The organism is Pseudomonas asplenii (assembly GCF_900105475.1).
Taxonomy (GTDB): Bacteria; Pseudomonadota; Gammaproteobacteria; order Pseudomonadales; family Pseudomonadaceae; genus Aquipseudomonas; species Aquipseudomonas asplenii.
This window is the reverse complement of record NZ_LT629777.1, coordinates 4728789-4751893: the sequence shown is the minus strand read 5'-3', so window position 1 is coordinate 4751893 and position 23105 is coordinate 4728789. Positions and strand designations below refer to the sequence as shown.

At 63.8% G+C, this 23105-nt stretch carries 4 protein-coding genes (1 of these 4 only partly in view); all 4 read right to left on the bottom strand.

Translation table 11 applies throughout. From position 1 onward, the window contains the following. Positions 1-2: 2 nt before the first annotated feature. A complete protein-coding gene (locus BLU37_RS20990) occupies positions 3-1430 on the bottom strand; it encodes an efflux transporter outer membrane subunit (RefSeq protein ID WP_090208480.1) in 1428 nt (475 codons plus the stop codon). Between the two features lie 249 nt (positions 1431-1679). Beyond that, positions 1680-3641 carry a MacB family efflux pump subunit gene (locus tag BLU37_RS20985; RefSeq protein WP_090208477.1) on the bottom strand — a complete coding sequence of 654 codons (1962 nt, stop codon included), beginning with the start codon at positions 3639-3641 and terminating at the stop codon, positions 1680-1682. Positions 3642-3643: 2 nt separating this feature from the next. Continuing rightward, on the bottom strand, positions 3644-4801 hold the full coding sequence (gene macA, locus BLU37_RS20980; RefSeq protein ID WP_026007688.1) for a macrolide transporter subunit MacA: 1158 nt from the start codon (positions 4799-4801) through the stop codon (positions 3644-3646). 64 nt (positions 4802-4865) lie between these two features. Continuing rightward, positions 4866-23105: the 3' portion of a non-ribosomal peptide synthetase gene (locus BLU37_RS20975; protein WP_090208474.1), read on the bottom strand. The gene runs 12621 nt beyond the window's last position; only the last 18240 of its 30861 coding nucleotides appear in the window; the start codon falls outside the window, past its right edge; its stop codon occupies positions 4866-4868.

Genomic DNA, 23105 nt, shown 5'->3' with positions numbered 1-23105 from the left:
TCTCATGCCCCACCTCGCTTCGGTACTTCGTTCGCCAGTTCGTCACTGCCCTGCCAGCCCCCTCCGAGGGCCTTGTACAAAGCGATCCAGTAGCGCACCTGGTTCTGTTGCAGGGTGATCAGTTCGATCTGCGCCGACAACGCCGAGCGTCGGGCCAACTCACGATCCAGCAGGCTGGCATTGCCGGCCTGCCAATTGCGGTCGACGGCTTGAAAATAGCTCTGGTAACCCTCTGTGGCACGTTGCGCATCGGCCTCCGAGCGCCGTGCTGCATCCAGCCGTACCAGCGACTGCTCGACCTCCAGCACCGCCGTACGCAGGGTTTGCCGATAGGTTGCCAGGGCCGAGTCATAGTCGGCCCTGGCCGAGTCCACCGCCGCGCGGCGCTTGCCGCCATCGAACAGCGGAACATCGAGCTGTGGCCCCAGGCTCCAGGTCCGGCTGTATTGGCCGCTGGTGGTGCCGACGGCAAAGGAACCGACCAGTCCGAGGCTAGGCAGCCGATTGGCCTGGGCGGCGCCGATCCGCGCATTCGCGGCGGCCAGCTCACGTTCGCTGGAGGCCAGGTCAGGACGCTGGCGCAACAGGTTGGCGGGCACTTCGCGCACCTCCAGCAAAGCCGGTTCCGGCAGGCGGGCCGGCTGGCTGCCCAACACTGCGCGCACCTGCTCCTCATCGCTACCGGCCAGGGCCACCAGGCTCTTGAGCAGCACATCACAGGCGCTTTGCTGATTGGTCTGGGTCGCGACACTGGCGGCGGCACTGGCATCGGCCAGCGCGGCATCGGCGGCCGAAGTAAAGCCGGCCTGGTGGGACAAGCGGGTCAGGCGCGCGGTCTGCTCCTGGGATTGTGCCTGGTCGCGGTATGCATTCACCAACATCTGGCAGCCACGGTACTGGACGAAATCATCACCGACCTCGGCGGCCAGGGACACTCGGGCGTCATGCCAGTCATCGACCCGCGCCTGCAGTTCGTGACGAGAAGCCTCGTCGGTGCGGCGCAGCTTGCCGAACAGGTCCAGTTCCCAGGTGGAATCGAGGCTCGCCCCGGAAATGCCCCCGACCTTGTGCAACCCCGTCTGGCTGACACCCGCCCGCGCCTTGCTCAACCCGCCGTTGAGTTGCGGCCGGCCATCGGCCAGGCTGCCGTCCAGGGTCGCCCGGGCCTGGGCGATACGCGCCAGCGCCTGGTCCAGGGTGGGACTGTCGGCCTCGGCCAGGCGCAGCAGGGTTGCCAGTGCCGGGTCGTTGAACTGCTGCCACCAATCGTTCAACGTCACCAATGAAGCACCATGGGGCAGCGGTGCATACCAGCGACTCGCCACCTTCACCTGTGGTGGCTGGTAATCCGGGCCCAATGTACAACCACCCAGCAGCGTCGCGCAGAGCATCGACAGCAGAAAACAGGCAGTAGAGTTGGCGATCGGCATAACGCTCTCGCAGACACCTGAACACAGGTGCCAAGGGAAATGGGAAGTCAGCTCAAGACAAGGATGAGGACCGGAACCGGTGCTCGTTCACCGTGCCACAAGGTCCTTTCGTGGCCTGGATTTAACCCCAGCGACGTTGGCCTGTCTGGCGTGGGAAACGGGGACAGCCGTGACGTGCCGAAGGTGTTCGAACGCCACCTCGGCCCGCGCCTGCAGGAGCCGCTCTGGGCTCCTGCAGGGCGCGCTCGATCAATCGCGCGCCAATGCCTCGATCGGATCGAGCCGGGCGGCATTACGTGCCGGAACGAAGCCGAAAACGATACCGATCAGCGTCGAACAGATGAAGGCGGTGACAATCGAGTTCACCGAAAACACCATCTTCCACTCCTTCACCAGCAGCGAAAACACATAGCCGATCCCGAACGACAGGGTGATGCCTATGATCCCGCCGATGAGGCAGACCATCACCGCTTCCACCAGAAACTGCTGGCGGATATCCGACTGGCGCGCACCGACCGCCATGCGAATGCCGATTTCCCGGGTCCGTTCGGTCACCGACACCAGCATGATGTTCATCACCCCGATGCCCCCCACCGCCAGCGAAATCAAGGCGATCAACGACAACAGCAACGCCAGCGACTGGCTGGTCTTCTGCACCGTCTGCATCACGCTGTCGAGGTTGTAGGTGAAGAAGTCCTTGGTGCCGTGACGCTTTTCCATCAGTTTGGTGATGTTGTCCTCGACCACCTTGCTCGGCTGCCCGTCCTTGGCCCGCACGGTGATGCTGTCCAGGAAACGCTGACCCAGGACACGACCCGAGGCGGTTTCGAAGGGCATCCAGATGTTCAGGCTCTTGCTGGTGTTGAAAATGCTCTTCTTGTCCTCGGTCACGCCGATCACCGTACACGGCAGGTTATCCACCAGGATCACCTGGCCCAGCGGGTCCACCGATGGGCCGAACAGGCGATTGCGGGTGTTATGGTCGATCACCACCACCTGGGCCTGGCGTCGCGAGTCGTCATTGTTGAACGGTACCCCCGAGCCCATCTTGATGCCGCGCACCTGGAAGTAACTCGGGCTGACCCCGTTGACGCTCGCGGTCACATCGATATTGCGGTAACGCACCAGCAGGCTGCGCCCGATGTTCGGCGAGGCGCTGTCGATGTAGTACTGCGTGCCCAAGGCCGCCACATCGGACAGGGACAGGGTCTCGATGGACCCCGCCTTGTTATCGCCAAAGTCGGTACCCGGGAAAATCTCGATGGTATTGCTGCCAATCGCCTGGATGTCCTTGAGCACGTACTCCTTGGCCCCCTCGCCGATGGCGACGATGGAGACCACCGAGGTGATGCCGATGATGATCCCGAGCATGGTCAGCAAGGTGCGCATGCGGTGCGAAATCAGCGCGATCCAGGCCATGACGAAAGCCTCCTGGAACAGTGCGAAACCGGCCATCAGCCGGTTGCCCTGCTTGGGCTTGGCCGGCAGGCGCTGCGCGGCTTTTTCGCTGATCACCGGGCGATTCGGGTTGGGCCGATCACTGAGGATCTCACCGTCACGCATCTCGATGATGCGCTCGGCATGGGCTGCCACCTTGTCATCGTGGGTGACCAGGATCACCGTATGCCCGGCGGCGTTGAGTTCCAGCAGGATCTTCATCACCTCCTTGCCACTGACGCTGTCCAATGCCCCGGTGGGTTCGTCGGCGAGGATGATTTCACCGCCGTTCATCAAGGCCCGGGCGATACTGACCCGCTGCTGCTGTCCCCCTGACAACTGGCTGGGTCGATGCCCCAGATGCCCCGACAGCCCGAGGCGCTCGAGCAGTTCAAGGGCCCGGCTGGAGCGTTTGTTTTCGCCGGTGCCGGCGTAGATCGCCGGCATTTCCACGTTCTGGCTGGCCGCCAGGTGCGGCAACAGGTGATAACGCTGAAAAATGAACCCGAAGTGATCGCGGCGCAATTCCGCCAGTTCATCGTCGGTCAGGCTGCTGGTTTCACGCCCATCGACCTTGTAGCTGCCAGCGTTGGCATGATCCAGGCAACCCAGTACGTTCATCAGGGTCGACTTGCCGGAGCCCGAGGCGCCGGTTATCGCCACCAGTTCACCGGCATTGATCGTCAGGTTGATGTCATTGAGCGCGATGAAATCCTTCTCGCCGGCGACGAAACGACGGGTAATACCCTTGAGTTCCAACAGAGCTCGGCTCATGGTCAGGCTCCCGCTACCGCGGGCGTTTCGGACGGTTCACCAATGACGACCTTGTCACCTTCGGCCAGGCCCGTCTTGATCTCTACCCGCACGTTGTTGTTGATGCCGGCCTGCACGTTGCGCACCTGGGGTTGACCCTGTTCGTCGAGCACCCGCACCGGGAACGTACCATCCTTGTTCTTCTCGCCCAGGGCCGCAACCGGCACCGTCAGCACTTCCTTGGCCCGCTCACGAACGATATGCACCTGGGCGGTCATGGAAATGCGCAGGCGATGGTCCGGGTTCGGTACATCGAACAAGGCGTTGTAGAACACCGCCGTGTTCTGCTTGTTGGTACCGCTGGCCTGGGTATCCAGGAAGTTCTGCGGCGCCGGCTCGGTGCCACGCAGTTTGGCGTAATAGCGTTTGTCGGCATCACCCAGAATGGTGAAATACACCTCCTGCCCCGGACTGATATGAATCACGTCGGCTTCGGAGACCTGGGCCTTGATGGTCATGGTGTCCAGGTCGGCGAGCTTGAGGATCACCGGAGCCAGTTGCTGGGCGATCACGGTCTGGCCTTCCTGGGTCACAATGCCCACCACATCACCACTGATCGGCGCGACGATGCGGGTATAGCCCAGGTTGATCTTCGCCGTGTCGGTCTGGATGCGCGCGTTGCGCAACTGAGCATCGAGCGACAGCAGGTTGGCGTTCTGCACCTGGTAGTTGGACTCGGCAGTCTCGAAATCCTGCTTGGAGATCGCCGCATCGCTCTGCAGCCCCAGGTAGCGTTCATACACCGCCTTGGTCTGCTTGAGCTGCGCGATAGTCGCCTGACGCTGGGCCTGCAGGTTCTGTTCGTTGACCTCGGCCTGACGCAGGGCGTTCTGCAACACCACCGGATCGATTTCCGCCAGCCACTGGCCCTGCTTGACCTTGTCGCCCAGCTTCACCTTCAGCGACTTGAGCTGACCGGAAACCTGTGCGCCGACATCAACCTGCTTGATGCCTTCCAACGCACCGCTGGCCAGAACGGAGTTCTCGATGTCCGTGCGCTCGACAGTGGCGGTCAGGTATTCCGGCGGTTTGGCCGGGGCCTGGATGCTATAGAAGATGAATGCCGAAAGAACCAGCAACACCACGACTATTAACACTTTGCGAAACTTCAACTTTTTCATAAAAAGCCACAAATGAGTTGGGGGTTGACCCGGCGGCCCCGCCGCCGGGCTTGAAGAGGTTGAGTTATTGAAAGGTTCGCCACCAGCTCGCCAGATGCTGCACATGTGGCGCCTTGAGGATGGTGAAATGATTACCGGGACCACGCCAGACGGTGAGGTCCGGTGCACAACGCCGCCAGCCGCTGACCATCGCCTGCTGCTCGCGCTGGTTACCCGCGGCATCCAGCACCGGGTCATCGGCCAGCACCAGACGCACCGGACCGGTATAGATCGCCGACGGTTCGTAACGGGTGCGCAAGGCGGTACCGAAAGCCCGTACCAGCCCCCGCATCGAGTCGGGCGCCGAGCGTTGCGGCAGCAACCCGGCCCGCACCATGCCGGCATGCAGCAAGTGCATCTGGCCTGTTTCGTCCTGTGCCTCGAAGGCGGCCCGATCGATGCCCATCGACTTGCCCGCGGCCAGTTGCATGGTCTCGATCAGACGATCCAGGACGCCCATGGCCGTGTAGGGTTTGCCCACCACGCCGTTGCCACCTGGCGACTCGCTGTCGATCAGGGTCAGTGAAGCCACCTCACGACCCTGGGCGGTCAGGCGCAAGGCCATCTCGAACGCCACCCAGCCACCGAAGGAGTGACCGAGCAGGTGCACCGGTCCTTCCGGCTGCACGTTGTCGAGTGCTTGCAGATAGGCCTTGGCAGCGACTTCCACCGAGCTGTACGGCACCGTGCGGCCATCCAGCCCGCGCGGTTGCAGGCCATGGATCGGCCAATGCGGACCGAAGGCATCGGTCATGCCGATAAAGCCCGTCACGCTGTCGCCGGCTCCTGGTACACAGAACACCGGCGTGTGATCGCCGCGTCCACCCTGGATAGTCAGCAACGGCTGGTGGGCCGCGCATACCACCGGAACACGCCGGTCCAGACCCGCCAACACCGTGTTGATCGCCTGACCCAGGCCCTCGATATGCGGTGCCTGCATCAGACTCTGGTGATTGCCCGCAACCTTGACGCACTGCAACTGGCTCAGCGGCAACACGGTGTCCCAGCCCAGGTAGCCGTTGTGCGGCAGGGCGTCATGGGCCAGCTCGGTGGCGATGAACAGATGCACCGGCACGCTGATGGGGAACACGGTGTAATGGGCCTGGGCATGACCATGGGCAACCTCGCGGTCCAGGTACTGCCACAGGTCGGCGACCGCGTAGGCATCCAGTTCCGGCGCCAGCACACCCAGCTCGCGCAGGTGTTGCAGGAACCCTTCGAAATCCAGGGACGGCAGCGTTTCACGCAGTCCTTGCAGGGTCGCCAGCACCTCGGCGCACTCGCCTCGGGCGCTCCAGAACCGCTCACAGTGCTCCAGCAGATGCTGCCGGTGGGCGCTGTCCGGACTCCAGCGAGCCCTGCCCTGATCCACCAGGCGCGGCATGTAGGTGTCGATCAGACCGACGAACTCCACCTCTTCATCCAGGCCGACCAACTGAATGGCGATCTCGTAGGCCAACAGCCCACCGAACGACCAGCCGGCCAGGCGGTAAGGCCCCTGCGGCTGCACGCTGCGCATCAACTGCAACAGGCGGGTCGCCAAGCATTCCATGGTCTGCAATTGTGGCTCGCCGAGGGTGATGCCTGGCAGGCCGTAGACCGGAATGTCGCTATCGATATGCCGGCCCAATGTCGGGAAGTACAACTCCAGGCCTGTGAACTCGTGGACCAGGAACAGCGGACGTTGGCTACCGCTGGTACGCACCGGCACCAGTTGCCCCACCGAGTCGGCCTCGACCTCGCCGGTGCGGCTGTCGAGCAACGAGGCCAATGCCGCGACACTGGCGTGCTGGAACACTTGCGCCAGCGACACCGACACCCCGCTCTCGCCCAGTCGACTGACCAGGCGCACCGCCAGCAGGGAGTGGCCACCGAGGCTGAAGAAACTCTCATGCCGTCCGACCTGCTCCAGCTCCAGCACCTCGGCCCAGACTTGCGCCAGGCGAATCTCCAGGTCTCCCACAGGTGCCTCGTAGACCCGGCTCGCAAACTGGTCTGCGGTCGGTGCCGGCAAGGCCTTGACGTCCACCTTGCCGTTAAGCGTCAACGGCAAGGCCTCCAGGTGCATGAACACGCTTGGCACCATGTATTCCGGCAAATCGGCACCCAGTTGTGCCCGCAGCGTTTCGGCGTCCGGTACTTCGGCGTCGGCGTGCACGGTGTAGTAGGCCACCAGGTAGCTGTCGCCCGGGTTGTCCTCGCGTGCCACCACCACGGAGTTGCGGATGCCCTCGCACAGATGCAGGCGGCTTTCGATTTCCCCCAGTTCCACGCGGAAACCACGGACCTTCACCTGTCCATCGTTACGTGCCAGGTATTCGAGGTTGCCGTCCGGCAGCCAGCGCGCCAGGTCACCGCTGCGATAGAGTCGCGCACCGGCCTGCTCGCTGAACGGATCGTCGCTGAAGCGCTCAGCGGTCAGGTCCGGCCGGTTCAGGTAACCGAGCGCAACCCCGGTACCGCCGATGTAGATCTCACCGACCACGCCCACCGGTACCGGCTCGCGACGGGCGTCGAGCACATAGATACGCACGTTGGCGTTGGGCTTGCCGATCGGCAGGCTGAGCGTGCCAGGCAATACGTCGAAGACCTCGTAGGCAGTGGCGCAGGTTGTCGCCTCGGTCGGGCCATAGCCGTTGTACAGGCGAATACGGCTCGAATGTTCACGCACCCGGCGGAACGACGCCGGGTCGGCCCGCTCACCACCGCACATGACCATGCGCAGGCCCGCCACGGCCTCGGGGATCAACCCGGCATACAGGTTGAACAAGGCGGTGGAGCAGATCATCGCGGTCACTTCGTTGCGTTTGAGCAAGTCGGCGAAGGCCAGCGGCTCAAGCAGGACCGACGGTTCGACAATCACCGACTGCCCGCCGTTGAGCAAGGCGCCCCAGATTTCCGGACTGCTGGCATCGAATGCCGGGTTGGAGGAGAACGCCACGCGATCTTCGGCAGAGAAGTCGTAGTAGCCGTTATCCTGGACCAGCCGGACAATGCCGTTGTGCGTGACGATCACGCCTTTGGGCTGTCCGGTCGAACCGGAGGTGTAGATGATGCAGGCCGCCGTTTCTTGTGGCGTGCGCTCATCGAGTGCCGCCGGTGCTGCGTTCACCGCCAGCGTCAGCGGTTCCAGGGTATCGAGGTCAAGACGTGGCGTGCACTCGGGGGCCACCAGGTCGCTGTGGGTCAGCAACACGACGGCCTCGCTGTCCTCGAGCATGAAGCGCAGACGCTCCTGCGGGGCCAGACGGTCCAGAGCCAGATAAGCGGCCCCGCACTTGAGAGTGGCCAGCAGGCTCGTCAGCAGTTCCACCGAGCGATCCAGCAGGATCGCCACCCGGGTCCCCGACACCACACCGCGCTCGCGCAAGCGCTGGGCCAAGGCATTGGCCTGGCTGTCGAGTTCAGCGTAAGTCACCGTCCGTTCACCTTGGCGTACCGCAATCGCCAACGGCCGTGCAGCCGCATGCCCCTCGAACAACCGATGCATCAATTGACCGCGTGGGTATTCACGCGCGGTGGCGTTGAGTTCCGTCAACAGGTACTGACGCTCGACGGTATCGAGCAACGACACCTGCTCCAGCGCTTGCCGGTCATCGGCGACCATGGCTTCCAGCAGGCGCCGGAAGTAGCCCAGGTAACGGCTCATGGTGCTTTCGTCGAACAGCGCCGTGGCGTATTCCAGGGCACCGAACAGGCAGTCGCCTACTTCGGCCATGTCCAGCACCAGGTCGAACTTGGCCGTGTGGCTGGTGGCTTGCAGTCCTTGCAGGTTCATGTCGCCGAGTGCCAGATCGGCGCTCTCGTTGTTCTGCCAGGACAACATCGCCTGGAAGATCGGGCTGTGGGACAGGCTGCGTTGCGGACGGACCACCTCGACGACCTGCTCGAACGGCAGATCCTGGTTCGCTTGTGCGGCCAGGGTCTGCTGCTTGACCTGTTGCAACAGGGCTTCGACGCTCGGCGCCGCCGACAGGTCGACACGGATCGCCAGGGTATTGACGAAGAACCCGATCAGGTCTTCCACCTCGGCCCGCAGGCGGTTGGCCACCGGCGTGCCGATCACCACATCGTCCTGTCCGGCCAGGCGGCCGAGCAACGCCGCCCAGGCGGCCATCACCGTCATGAACAGGGTGCTGCCATGCCGCTGGCTCAAGGCCTTGAGGCCACGGGTCAGGTCGGCGTCGAGCACCAGGGTCAGCATGCGACCGCTGTAGTCCTGTTGCAGCGGACGTGGCCGATCGGTCGGCAAGGTCAACAAGGACGGCGCGCCAGCCAGGGTCTGCTGCCAATATTGGCGTTGTTGCTGCAGGACCTCCCCGCTCAGCCAGTTACGCTGCCACAGCGCGTAGTCGGCGTACTGCACCGGCAAGGCCGGCAGCGGATCCTTCGCGCCATGGCGGAAGGCCTCGTAGAGCAGTCCCAGCTCGCGGGTCAGCACCTCGGCGGACCAGCCATCAGAAACGATGTGGTGCATGGTCAGCAACAGCACATGGTCTTCCTCGGCCATGCAGACCAAACGTCCGCGCACCAGTGGCCCGTTGACCAGGTCGAACAGTTCTTCAGCCTCTTCGGCGGCGATGGCCAGGAGTGCCTCCTCCGCATCGGCCTGCCCGACCAGGATCTGTACTTGCAACTTGAAGCCGATATCGGCCGGGGCGATACGCTGTTCTGGGTCCTGCCCTTGCACCTGCACGAAGGTCGTGCGCAGTGCTTCGTGACGAGCGACGATGCGATCCAGTGCCCGCTTGAGGGCAGAGGCATCCAGACTACCGCGCAAGCGCAGGCCCGCCGGGATGTGATAGGCCGCGCTGCCACCCTCCAGTTGCGCGAGGAACCACAAACGCTGCTGGGCAAAGGACAATGGCAAGAACTGGTCGCGAGATACTGGCACGATCGACGGTTGCTGGCTGCCGGTCGCTTCGGCGAGTATCCGCGCCAACGCCGCCAGTTCCGGCTGGGCGAAGATGTCCGCCAGGTTCAACTCGACGCCGAGGCGTTGCCGTACCTGAGAAATCAGACGCATCGCCAGCAGCGAGTGGCCGCCCAGTTCGAAGAAGTGGTCGTGGCGCCCCACTTGCTCCAGATTGAGCAGCTCTTGCCAGATCTGCGCCAGGGCCGTTTCGGTTGCACCTTGCGGGGCGACATGCTCACGGCTGACAAACGCATCGTCCGCCGGGGCCGGCAGGGCCTTGCGGTCGAGCTTGCGGTTGGGCGTCAACGGCATGGCGTCGAGCAGCACAAAGGCGCTCGGCAGCATGTATTCGGCCAGTTGCGGCGCCAGTTCGGCACGCAAGCCGGCTGCATCCAGTCGGGACTCGGGCTGTGCGACCACATAAGCCACCAGGCGTTTTTCGCCCGGGTTGTCTTCCCGTGCGATCACCACCGCTTCCTTCACGCCGGCGCAGTTGCCCAGGCGCGATTCGATTTCGCCCAGCTCGATCCGGAAGCCCCGGACCTTGACCTGGAAGTCGTTACGGCCCAGGTACTCGATGCGACCATCGGCCATATAACGCGCCAGGTCGCCGGTCTTGTACATCCGGGCATCAGGGCTGGTGCTGAACGGATCGACCAGAAACCGCTCGGCGTTGACCTCGTCGAGGTTCAGATAACCCCGAGCCACGCCGTCGCCACCGATAAAGATTTCCCCGGTGACGCCATACGGTACCGGCTGTTGATGGGCATCGAGCAGGTAAATCCGGGTGTTGGCCATCGGTTTGCCGATGGTCGCGTTACCGCTGCCTTCACTACCAGCAACCGCATCGTGGGACACATAGGCTGCGGTGCAGGATACCGTCGCTTCTGTCGGGCCGTAGGTGTTGATCAACCGGGTATGCGCCGGGCGCACCTCATCCCAGAGCTTGAGCTTCTGTGCCGACAGCGCATCGCCAGTAACGTTGATCAGGCGCACATCGGCCAGGCGCCGGGCAGCCACCTCAGGCTGGCTGTGCCATTCGGCGGCCAGGGTGTGCCAGTGGGCTGCGGTCATGTGCAGGAAGGTCGGACGAATCCCGTAATCCTGCGTGCCTTCGCTGCCGAAGATTTCCCTACTTGGCGCCAGGGTCGCCCCGGCCATCAGGGCCGGGAAGATCTCTTCTACCGACAGGTCGAAGTTCAGGGTGTTCTGCTGCAGCACGGTGTCTGCTGGCGTCAGGCCGAACAGGCGCGCAGCGTCGACGCTGTAGTTGACCAGACCACGGTGTTCGATCATCACCCCCTTCGGATTGCCAGTGGAGCCGGAGGTGTAGATCACGTAAGCCAGGTTGCGCACGCCCAAGCCCGAAACTACGGGGTTATCGTCACGCTCGCTGAAGCCCTCGCGCTGATCGTCGTCGAGCAGCAACAACGGCAGTTCCAGTGCTGGCAGGCGATCCTGCAAGGCACGCTGGGTCAGCAGGGCCGACGGCGCACTGTCCTGGATCATGTAGGCCAGGCGTTCGGCCGGATAAGCAGGATCCAGCGGCACATAGGCCGCACCGGCCTTGAGCACACCGAGCAGGCCAACCATCATTTCCACGCCACGTTCGACGCAGATCGCCACCCGATCATCGGGGCCGATGCCCAGTTCGATCAGTTGATGGGCCAAACGGTTGGCCTCACGGTTCAGCTCGGTATAGCTCAGACGCCGGTCCTGGAAGGCCACCGCGATGGCCTCGGGTTGTACCTGGACCTTTTCCTCGAACAGGTGGTGAATCGTCTGATCCTGTGGATACGGCACGTCGGTGGCATTGAGGCCCACCAGCAAATGCTCGCGCTCCACGGCATCGAGCAATGGCACCTGCTCCAGCACTTGCCGATCATCGGCAACCATGGCTTCCAGCAGACGCTGGAAGTAGCCCAGGTAACGGCTCATGGTGCTCTCGTCGAACAGCGCCGTGGCGTACTCCAGGGCACCGAACAGGCGATCACCCACTTCGACGATGTCCAGCGTCAGGTCGAACTTGGCGGTGTCCCCGCCGATTTCGACACTTTGCAAGGCCATGTCACCGAGTGCCAGACCGACGTCCTCGTTGTTCTGCCACGACAACATCGCCTGGAAGATCGGGCTGTGGGACAGGCTGCGCTGCGGACGGACCACCTCGACCACCTGTTCGAACGGCAGATCCTGGTTCGCCTGTGCGGCCAGGGTCTGCTGCTTGACCTGTTGCAACAGGGCTTCGACGCTCGGCGCCGCCGACAGATCGACACGGATCGCCAGGGTATTGACGAAGAATCCGATCAGATCCTCCACCTCGGTACGCAGGCGGTTGGCCACCGGCGTACCGATCACCACGTCGTCCTGCCCGGCCAGGCGGCCGAGCAACGCCGCCCAGGCGGCCATCACTGTCATGAACAGGGTGCAACCATGCCGCTGGCTCAGGACCTTGAGGCCACGGGTCAGGTCGGCGTCGAGCACCAGGGTCAGCATGCGGCCGCTGTAGTCCTGTTGCAGCGGACGTGGCCGATCGGTCGGCAAGGTCAGCAAGGACGGCGCGCCGGCCAGGGTCTGCTGCCAATGCTGGCGTTGTTGCTGCAGGACATCCCCGCTCAGCCAACTGCGCTGCCACAGCGCATAGTCGGCGTATTGCACCGGCAAGGCCGGCAACGGATCCTCGGCACCCTCGCGGAAGGCCTCGTAAAGCAGACCCAACTCACGGGTCAGCACACCGGCGGACCAGCCGTCGGAGATGATGTGGTGCATGGTCACCAGCAACACATGGTCATCCTCGGCCATGCGAACCAAGCGTCCGCGCACCAACGGTCCACGTGCCAGGTCGAAACTCTCGTTGGCCTCTTCGGTGGCAATCGCCAGCAGTTGAGCTTCCGCGTCGGCCTGCCCGTCCAGCACCTGCGATTGCAGGCTGAAACCGATATCGGCCGGGGCAATGCATTGTTCAACGTCCTCGCCCTGCTGTTGGACAAAGGTGGTACGCAGCACCTCGTGGCGGGCGACGATACGATCCAGCGCCTGCTTGAGGGCCGAGTGATCCAGGCTGCCACGCAAACGCAGGCCGGCCGGGATGTGATACGCCGCGCTACCGCCGTCCAGCTGTGCGAGGAACCACAAACGCTGCTGTGCAAAGGACAATGGCAACGCCTGGTCGCGGGACACCGGCACGATCGGCGGCTGGCTGCTGCCGGCAGCCTGCGCCAATACCTGGGCCAGTGCCGCCAGCTCCGGCTGGGCAAAGAGGTCGGCCAGGTTCAACTCGACGCCGAGGCGCTGCCGCACCTGGGAAATCAGACGCATCGCCAGCAGCGAGTGACCGCCCAAATCGAAGAAGTGGTCGTGACGCCCCACTTGCTCGAGGTTGAGCAGGTTCTGCCAGATCTGCGCCAGGGCTGTTTCGAGGGTGCCTTGCGGGGCAACATGCTCACGGCTGACAAACGCATCGTCCGCCGGAGCCGGCAGGGCCTTGCGGTCGAGCTTGCGGTTGGGCGTCAGCGGCATGGCGTCAAGCAGCACGAAGGCGCTCGGCAGCATGTATTCGGCCAGTTGCGGCGCCAGTTCGGCACGCAGGCCGGCTGCATCCAGTCGGGCCTCGGGCTGTGCGACCACATAAGCCACCAGGCGTTTTTCGCCCGGGTTGTCTTCCCGTGCGATCACCACCGCTTCCTTGACCCCAGCGCAGTTGCCCAGACGCGATTCGATTTCCCCCAGTTCGATCCGGAAGCCCCGGACCTTGACCTGGAAGTCGTTACGACCCAGGTACTCGATGCGACCGTCGGCCATGTAGCGCGCCAGGTCGCCGGTCTTGTACATCCGGGCGTCAGGGTGGGTGCTGAACGGATCGACCAGGAACCGCTCGGCGTTGACTTCTTCGAGGTTCAGATAACCCCGCGCCACGCCGTCGCCACCGATAAAGATTTCCCCCGTCACGCCATACGGCACCGGTTGTTGATGGGCATCGAGCAGGTAAATCCGGGTGTTGGCCATCGGTTTGCCGATGGTCGCGTTACCGCTGCCTTCACTACCGGCAACCGCATCGTGGCTCACATAGGCTGCGGTGCAGGACACTGTGGCTTCAGTCGGACCGTAGGTGTTGATCAATCGGGTATGCGCCGGGCGCACCTCATCCCAGAGCTTGAGTTTCTGTGCCGACAGTGCATCGCCGGTAACGTTGATCAGGCGTACATCGGCCAGACGCCGTGCGGCTACTTCTGGCTGGCTGTGCCATTCGGCGGCCAGGGTGTGCCAGTGGGCTGCGGTCATGTGCAGGAAGGTCGGACGAATCCCGTAATCCTGCGTGCCTTCGCTGCCGAAGATTTCCCGGCTTGGTGCCAGGGTCGCCCCGGCCACCAGGGCTGGGAAGATTTCTTCCACCGACAGGTCGAAGTTCAGGGTGTTCTGCTGCAGCACGGTGTCTGCTGGCGTCAGACCGAACAGGCGCGCAGCGTCGACGCTGTAGTTGACCAGGCCACGGTGTTCGATCATCACCCCCTTCGGGTTGCCGGTGGAGCCGGAGGTGTAGATCACATAGGCCAGGTTGCGTACGCCCAGGTTTTCCACCACCGGGTTGTCGTCGCGTTCGCTGAAGCCCTCGCTCTGATCGTCGTCCAGCAACAACAACGGCAGTTCCAGTGCCGGCAGGCGATCCTGCAAGGCACTCTGGGTCAGCAGGGCCGACGGCGTACTGTCCTGGATCATGTAGGCCAGGCGTTCGGCCGGATAAGCAGGATCCAGTGGCACATAGGCTGCACCGGCCTTGAGCACACCGAGCAGGCCAACCATCATTTCCACGCCACGTTCGACGCAGATCGCTACCCGATCGTCAGGGCCGATGCCCAGTTCGATCAGTTGATGGGCCAGGCGGTTGGCCTCACGGTTCAGTTCGGCATAGCTCAGGCGCCGGTCCTGGAAGGCCACGGCGATGGCCTCGGGTTGTGCCTGGACCTTTTCCTCGAACAGCTGGTGAATCGTCTGATCCTGTGGGTACGGCACGTCGGTGGCATTGAGGCCCACCAGCAACTGCTCGCGCTCCACGGCATCGAGCAATGGCACCTGCTCCAGCACTTGCTGATCGTCGGCGACCATGGCCTCCAGCAGGCGCTGCAGGTAACCCAGGTAACGGCCCATGGTGCTCGCGTCAAACAGCGCGGTGGCGTATTCCAACGCGCCGAGCAGACGGCCCTGGACTTCGCCCAGGTCCAGCGAGAGGTCGAACTTGGCCAGGGTATGCCCGGCGCCGAGGCTTTCGAGGTGCAGATCGCCCAGGCTGAAATCGCCGCCGCCCATGTCCTGCCAGGTCAGCATGGCCTGGAAGATCGGGCTGTGGGACAGGCTGCGCACCGGTTTGACCACTTCCACCACCTGCTCGAACGGCAGGTCCTGATGCGCCTGGGCGCCCAGGGTGGTGGTCTTGACCTGGGCCAGCAGGTTTTTGGCTGTCGGCTGTGCGCCAAGGTCCACGCGGATCGCCAGGGTGTTGACGAACAGGCCGATCAAGTCTTCGACCTCACTGCGGGTCCGGTTGGCCACCGGCGTGCCGATCACCACTTCCTCCTGCCCGGCCAGGCGGCCGAGCAGTGCGCCCCAGGCGGCCATGACGGTCATGTACAAGGTGGTGCCGTGCCGCTGGCTGAGGGCCTTGAGGCCACGGGTCAGGTCTTCGTCGAACACCACCGGCAGCGCGGCGCCGGCATAGTCCTGCTGCGCCGGGCGCACCCGGTCGGTGGGCAGCATCAACAAAGCCGGGGCTTCGGCCAGGGCCTGTTGCCAGTAGGTGCTTTGCTGTTGCAGGCGCTCGCCGCTGAGCCAGCGTCGTTGCCACACGGCGTAGTCCAGGTAGTGCAGCGCCAGCGGGGCCAACGGATCGTCCTGACCCTGGCTGAACGCGGCATAGAGCGCGGCCAGTTCCTTGGTCAGCACGCTGATCGACCAGCCGTCGGAGACGATATGGTGCATGGTCACCAGCAGGACATGATGGTCTTCGGCCAGACGGATCAGGCGGCCGCGAATCAACGGCCCCTGTTCCAGGTCGAAGGCCAGCAGGGCTTCCTCGCTGGCCAGTGCCTGGAGCCGCGACTCGGCGTCGGCCAGCCCCTGCAGGTCGTGCAGTTGCAGGTTGAAGCCGGCGTCGGCCGAGGCAATGCGTTGCAACGGCTGTTCGTCGTCGCCCTGGATGAAGGTGGTACGCAGGCCTTCGTGACGCGCCACGATGCGCGCCAGTGCCCGTTGCAGGGCGCTGCGATCGAGCACGCCGCGCAGGCTCAGGCCGCCGGGCATGTGGTACGCGGCGCTGGCGCCTTCCATCTGGGCGAGGAACCACAGGCGCTGCTGGGCGAAGGACAACGGCCAGGCCTGGTCACGGGCCACCGGAATGATTTCCGGCAAAGTGCTGCGTCCGGCCTGGGCGATGACCCGGGCCAGGTCGGCCAGTTCGGGTTGGGCGAACAGCTCGGCCAGGCCCAGTTCGACCCCCAGTTGTTGACGGATCTGCGAGATCAGGCGCATCGCCAACAAGGAATGGCCGCCCAGTTCGAAGAACTGGTCATGCCGGCCAACCTGAGGCAAACCGAGCAGATCTTGCCAGATATGTGCCAGGGCAACTTCGAGCTCGCCCTCGGGCGCCACATAACCACGGCTGATTACCGCGTCGAGGTCCGGTGCAGGCAGGGCCTTGCGGTCCAGCTTGCCGTTCGGGGTCAACGGCAGTTTTTCCAATGCGACGTAGATGGCCGGGACCATGTACTCCGGCAGCTTTTCCTGCAGATGATGGCGCAGGCTGTCGATTTCTACCGAGGTGTGTCCCTCGGCGAGGGTGTAGTAAGCCACCAGGCGTTTATCACCCGGTACGTCTTCGCGAGCGGTGACCACCGTTTCGTGGATTGCCGGATGCTTGGCCAGACGTGCATCGATTTCGCCCAGTTCGATACGGAAACCGCGGATCTTCACCTGGTCGTCATTACGGCCCAGATATTCGATATTGCCGTCGGCCAGGTAGCGACCCAGGTCGCCGGTGCGGTACATGCACGCTGTTTTGTCCTGGCTGAACGGATCCTGCAGGAAGCGTTCGGCAGTCAGGTCGTCACGATTCAGGTAACCACGGGCTACGCCGGCACCGCCGATATAGATTTCACCCGGCACGCCCAGCGGGACGGGCTGTTGTTGCTCGTCCAGCAGGTAGAACTGGGTGTTACCGACGGGTTTGCCGATGTGCGGAGCGAAGCCGTCTTCGCGGTCCATCGCCACCCAACTGGAGTAGGTGGTGGTTTCCGAAGGGCCGTAAAGGTTGCACAGACGTTGAACACCGGTTTTCTCGAATAGAGATTCCACCAGGCTGCGCTTGAGAGCTTCGCCGGCCACGTTGACCGTGTGGACCGAACCCGGCAGGCCATCGACTTCCAACAGCGCCTTGAGTGCCGAAGGAACGGTGTTGATCAGGCCGATATCGTGCTCACCGTGTTGCAACTCCAGAACGTTTTTCACCACCTCGATGCTGCCGCCGCAAGTCAGCGGTGCAAAACACTCATAAACTGCCAAGTCGAAGTTCAGCGAGGTCGAGAACAGGGTCTTGTCCAGTGCCGCGTTATCAAACGCCGTGTGCGCCCAGGTGAGGAAGTTCACGGTGTTGCGGTGCTCGATCATCACGCCCTTGGGCAAACCGGTCGAACCCGACGTGTAGATCAGGTACGCCAGGTGAGCCGAAGTCAGATCCGGCACCTGTGGATTCTGGACGGATTCGTCCTGCCAGGTGCCCTGGTCGAGATTGATCACAGGCACCGACACGCCGGCCAGCAAGTCACGGGTAGCGTCCTGGGCCAAGACTACGGCCGGAGCACTGTCCTGCAACATGTAGGTGATTCGTTCGGCCGGATACGCCGGATCCAGCGGCAAATAAGCGCCACCCGCCTTGAGAATCGCCAGCAGCCCCACGACCATCTCGGCGCCGCGCTCGACGCAGATCCCAACTCGCGAATCCGGCTGAACACCTTGCTTGCGCAAGGCATGGGCCAAACGGTTGGCCTGCTCGTTAAGCTCGCGATAGCTGAGTTTCCTGCCCTCATGGATCACGGCCAATGCATCAGGCGTTCTCACCACCTGCGCTTCGAACAACCCATGAATGGTCTGAGCCTGCGGGTACTCCAGCGCAGTGTCGTTGAAGCCCACGAGCAATTGCTCACGCTCATCGGTCGGCACGATCGACAGACTGTTCAAGGCTGCCTGCGGCCTGTGTTCCAAGACTTCCACCAGGCTGCCCAGCGCTGCCTGCATATATTTGCCAACCCGCTGGGCGCTGATCTGTGCCACGGCCTGGATGGTGAGCATGAACGCTTCGCCCAGATCGTCGACGTTCAGGCACAACGGATAGTTGGTCCGCTCTTCCATGCTCAGGGTCTGAATACCCTGCCAGGCCGCCACGGCCTCGGACGAGGCAGCACCGCCGCCACTGTGGCGATAGTTGAACAGGGTGCTGAACAGCGGCAGCGAACTCGGCACTCCGCTGCAACGCTGAGCCAGGGACAACGAGGCATGCTCATGACCGAGCAGCTTCGAAAGCCGCAAGTGAGTGGCCTTGACCCCGGCCAGTGCGCCCTGGCTACCCACGCTGAGGCGCAGCGGCAAGGTGTTGATAAACATGCCCAGGGCCCGGTCGGTGCCCTCGCCTCCTTGCATCCGGCCCATCAGTACGGTACCGAAGACCACTTCCTCGCGGCCCGATACCCGGCCCACCACCTGAGCCCAGGCCAGGTGCGCCAGGCTCGCGGCACTCACGCCCAGTTGCCGTGCGATGACGCGCAGACGTCGGCTCAGGTCGCTGTCCAGTACCTGATGGACTTCCTCGACACCACTGCCGTCACCCTGCACATCCTGTATGCCATAAGGCAGCGTCGGCTCTTCGATATCACCGAGCATGTCGTGGAAGAACGCCTCATGCTCCTCTTCACTGACCCCCAGGCGTGCCTGGGCCACATGGTTGCGATAAGGCACCGGGACCGGCAATTGCTCGCCCTGGCCTTGCAGGCTCGCCTGCATTTCCTCCACCACCACTTCCAGCGCGGTATGGTCCAGCACCATGTGATGGAACAGCAGCATGCCCACCAGGCGCTGGTTGGCGTTGTCCTGGGCATAGGCAATACGCATCAGCGGCGCCTGGCCAACGTCCAGGCGGTAGTGACGAGGATCGAAACGCTCGTGCAACAGGGCCAGTACCTCACCGGCGCCCGGATCGACCGCCACCTCTTCCACGCTCAGTTGCGCACTGCGCCAGACCACCTGCACCGGCTGGTCGAGCCCCTCCCACGCCACGCTGGTGCGCAGAATGTCATGACGATCGACCACGTTCTGCAAGGCCTGGACGAAGCCGGCCAGACGCTCGCGGTCGTCGAACGCGAACAGCACCTGCAAGACATAGGGGTCGCCCTCATGGGCGGCCAGGTGGTGGTAGAGAATCCCTTCCTGCAACGGCGCCAGGGCGTAGATATCCTGCACATTGGCCACGCCACCCGGTACGCCGGCCACGATGCGATCGATGGCCGCCTGATCCAGATCGGCCAAGGGCAGCATGTCCGGGGTGATGCGCGTGCAGTCTGGAGTGATCAGGTTGTCCGGGATCTGGATCGCCTGCTGCCCGCCCACGGCTGCGGCCAAGGCCGCCAGCGTCGGTTGGCTGAACAGCACCCGCACATCGGCCGCCAGGCCAACCTGACGCATGCGCTCGATCAGCTTTACGGCCAGCAGCGAGTGACCGCCCAATTCGAAGAAGTGGTCATGGCGTCCCACCTGCGGCAGTTGCAGCAGCGACTGCCAGATCTCGGCAATGGCGGTTTCCACGGCACCTTCGGGCGCCGCGTAATCACGCCGTACCAATGCTTGCGCATCCGGCGCCGGCAGCGCCTTGCGGTTCAGCTTGCCATTGGTGGTCAGCGGGAAGCTGTCCAGGGCCACAAAGGCGCTTGGCACCATGTATTCAGCCAGCGACAACAACAACTGTGCACGCAGTTCGGCGGCCACCACCTCATGGCCGGCGGCGGCGATCACATAGGCCACCAGACGCTTGTCCCCCGGTTCGTCTTCGCGGGCCAGCACCACCGCCTCACGCACGCCCTCGCAGGCGGCCAACACGGCTTCAATCTCGCCCAGCTCGATGCGGAAACCGCGAATCTTCACCTGGTCATCGTTGCGGCCCAGATAATCGAGGCTGCCATCGGCCATCCAGCGGCCCAGGTCACCGGTCTTGTACAACCGCGCCAGGGGCTCCTTGCTGAACGGGTTCGGCAGGAAACGCTCGGCCGTCAGTTCGTCACGGTTCAGATAACCTCGCGCTAGGCCGGCACCGCCGACATACAACTCACCGACGACTCCCACCGGCACCGGCTCGCGCCGGCTATTGAGTACGTACAACTGCAGATCGGGGATACGCACACCGATGGGGCTGACGCCCGTCCGCTGTGCATCCGCCGCCACCAGCGGGCAGTAAGTCACGTGCACGGTGGTTTCGGTGATGCCGTACATGTTCACCAACTGGGTGCCGGCGTTGGCCACCCGGGCGTACCACGGCTTGAGCATGCCGGTTTCCAGGGCTTCGCCACCGAAAATCACCTGGCGCAGGGAGTGCCGCAAATCGCTCTCGCCCTGGGCGTTGAGCAACTGGCGGAACGCGCTCGGGGTCTGGTTGAGTACCGTCACGCCGGCATTGCACAGCAGTGCGTAGCAGTCCTCGGGCGAGCGGCTGACCAGTTGCGGCACCACCAGCAGACGCCCGCCGTGCAGCAGCGCACCCCAGATTTCCCAGACCGAGAAGTCGAAGGCGAACGAGTGGAACAACGCCCAGACATCCTGCTCGTTGAATTCGAACCAGGCCTTGGTGGCCGAGAACAGCCGCGCGACGTTGCGGTGTTCGACCATCACGCCCTTGGGCAGGCCGGTGGAACCGGAGGTGTAGATCACATAGGCCAGGTGGTTCGGGCTGATCCCGCTGACCCGTGGATTGGTACTCGGTTGGGCCTGCAACACCGGGCTGCGCAGATCCAGCCGCGGGCCGTCGAAGCTGCCAGACAGCGCCAGGCCGGCGGCATCGGCCAACACCGCCACCGGAGCACTGTCCTGCAGTTGGAAGGCAATACGCTCGGCCGGATAGGCCGGATCGATCGGCACGTAGCCGGCACCCGACTTGAGGATGCCGAGCAGGCCGACAATCATCTCCAGACTGCGCTCGACACAGATCGCCACCCGGTCATCCGGACGCACGCCCAGGGCCAGCAACTGATGGGCGACCTGGTTGGCGCGGGCATTCAGCTCGCCATAGGTCAGCGTGCGGTCTTCGTATTGCAGCGCCACGGCCTCCGGCTGCGCCACCGCCCAGGCTTCGAACGTGCGATGGATCAAGGTGTCGGCGACATACGAGGCATGCGGGGTGTTCCAGTTTTCCAGCAACTGCTGGCGCTCGCCCGCGGGCAGGATATTCACGCTGCCCAATGGCGCTTGCGGGGTGTGCTCCAGCGCCTGCACCAGGTTTTCCAGGGCGCAGTGCATATAGCCACAGATCCGCTCGGCGCCGATTTGCGCTTCGGTCATGACCGTCAGATTGAAACCCTCACCCAGGTCATTCACCGACAGGGTCAGCGGGTAGTTGGTCCGTTCTTCGCCATCCAGCGCCTGAATGCCGTCCCAGGCCGCCAGTGCCTGATCGGTGACGCTGATATCGATCTGCCGGTAATTGAGCAGCGAACTGAACAGCGGCGTCGACGCGGCCACACCGCTGCAACGCTGCGCCAGTACCAGCGAGGCATGCTCATGGGCGAGCAACCCGCTGAGTCGGGTGTGGGTGGTCTTCAGACCACTGCGCACCCCCTGCTCACCCAGTGTGACCCGCAGCGGCAAGGTGTTGATGAACATGCCCAAGGCCCGGTCGGCGCCCTCGCCGCCTTGCAGGCGACCCAGCAACACGGTGCCAAACACCACGTCATCCTTGCCTGACACGGCACCCAATACGCTGGCCCAGGCCAGGTGATACAGGCTGGCGGCGCTCACCCCGAGCTGCCGCGCCTGCAAGCGCAGGCGTCGGCTCAGATCGGCATCGACGTCCCGGCGGACTTCCTCGATGCCACGGCCGTCGCCCTGCACATCCTGCAGGCCGAATGGCAGGGTCGGCTCGTCGATATCGCCGAGCATGTCGCGGAAGAACGCTTCGTGTTCCTCGCGGCTGACTCCCAGCCAGGCCTGAGCCACATAGTTGCGATAAGGCACGGACGTCGGCAGTTGCGCCTGTCGACCGAGCATATGCGCTTCGATTTCGCCGCTGAGAATGCGCAGCGAAGTCGCATCGTCCACCAGGTGATGGAACAGCAACATGCCAACCCAGCGGTTGTTCTGCGGATCTTGCGCATAACCGATGCGCATCATCGGCGCCTGGCGGATATCCAGGCGGGTATGGCGTGGGTCCAGGCGTTCGCGCAGTTGTTCGACGATGTCGCCCTCCGCCGGGTCCAGCGCCAACTGTTCAAGGCCCAGGGTCGCTTCGCGCCAGACCACCTGCACCGGCGCATCCAGGCTTTCCCAGAGCACGGCGGTACGCAGAATATCGTGGCGTGCCACCACGCCTTGCAGAGCCTGGGCGAAACTGTGCAGGCGCTCGAGACTGTCGAAGCCGAACAGCGCGTATTGCAGGTACGGGTCACCCTCGCTCGCAGCCAGGTGGTGATACAGAATCCCTTCCTGCAACGGTGCCAGGGCGTAGATATCCTGCACATTGGCCACCCCGCCAGGCACGGCGGCCACCACGCGGTCGATATCGTCCTGGCTCAGGGACACCAGCGGCAGCATGTCCGGGGTGATGCGTTGGCAACCCTCGGGAATGCGGTTGGCCGGCACCTCGATTTTAGCCTTGCCGCCGACTGCGGCCGCGAGAGCAGCCAGGGTCGGTTGGCCGAACAGCACGCGCACATCGGCACTGAGGTCGATCTGGCGCATACGTTCGATCAGTTTTACTGCCAGCAGCGAGTGGCCGCCCAATTCGAAGAAGTGGTCATGGCGACCGACCTGCTCCAATTGCAACAGCTCCTGCCAGATCAGTGCGATGGCGACTTCGGTGTCACCCACTGGCGCTTCATAACCACGGTTGACCATCGCCGAGCGATCGGGAGCCGGCAGGGCCTTGCGATCGAGCTTGCCGTTGGCGGTCAGCGGCAAGGCTTGCAGGCTGACGAAGGCGCTTGGCAGCATGTATTCGGCCAGCGTCAGGCGCAGCTGGTTACGCAGTTGTGCAGCGTCCAGCTCGATGCCGGCGGCAGCGATGACGTAGGCCACCAGACGCTTGTCGCCCGGCTCGTCCTCGCGCACCAG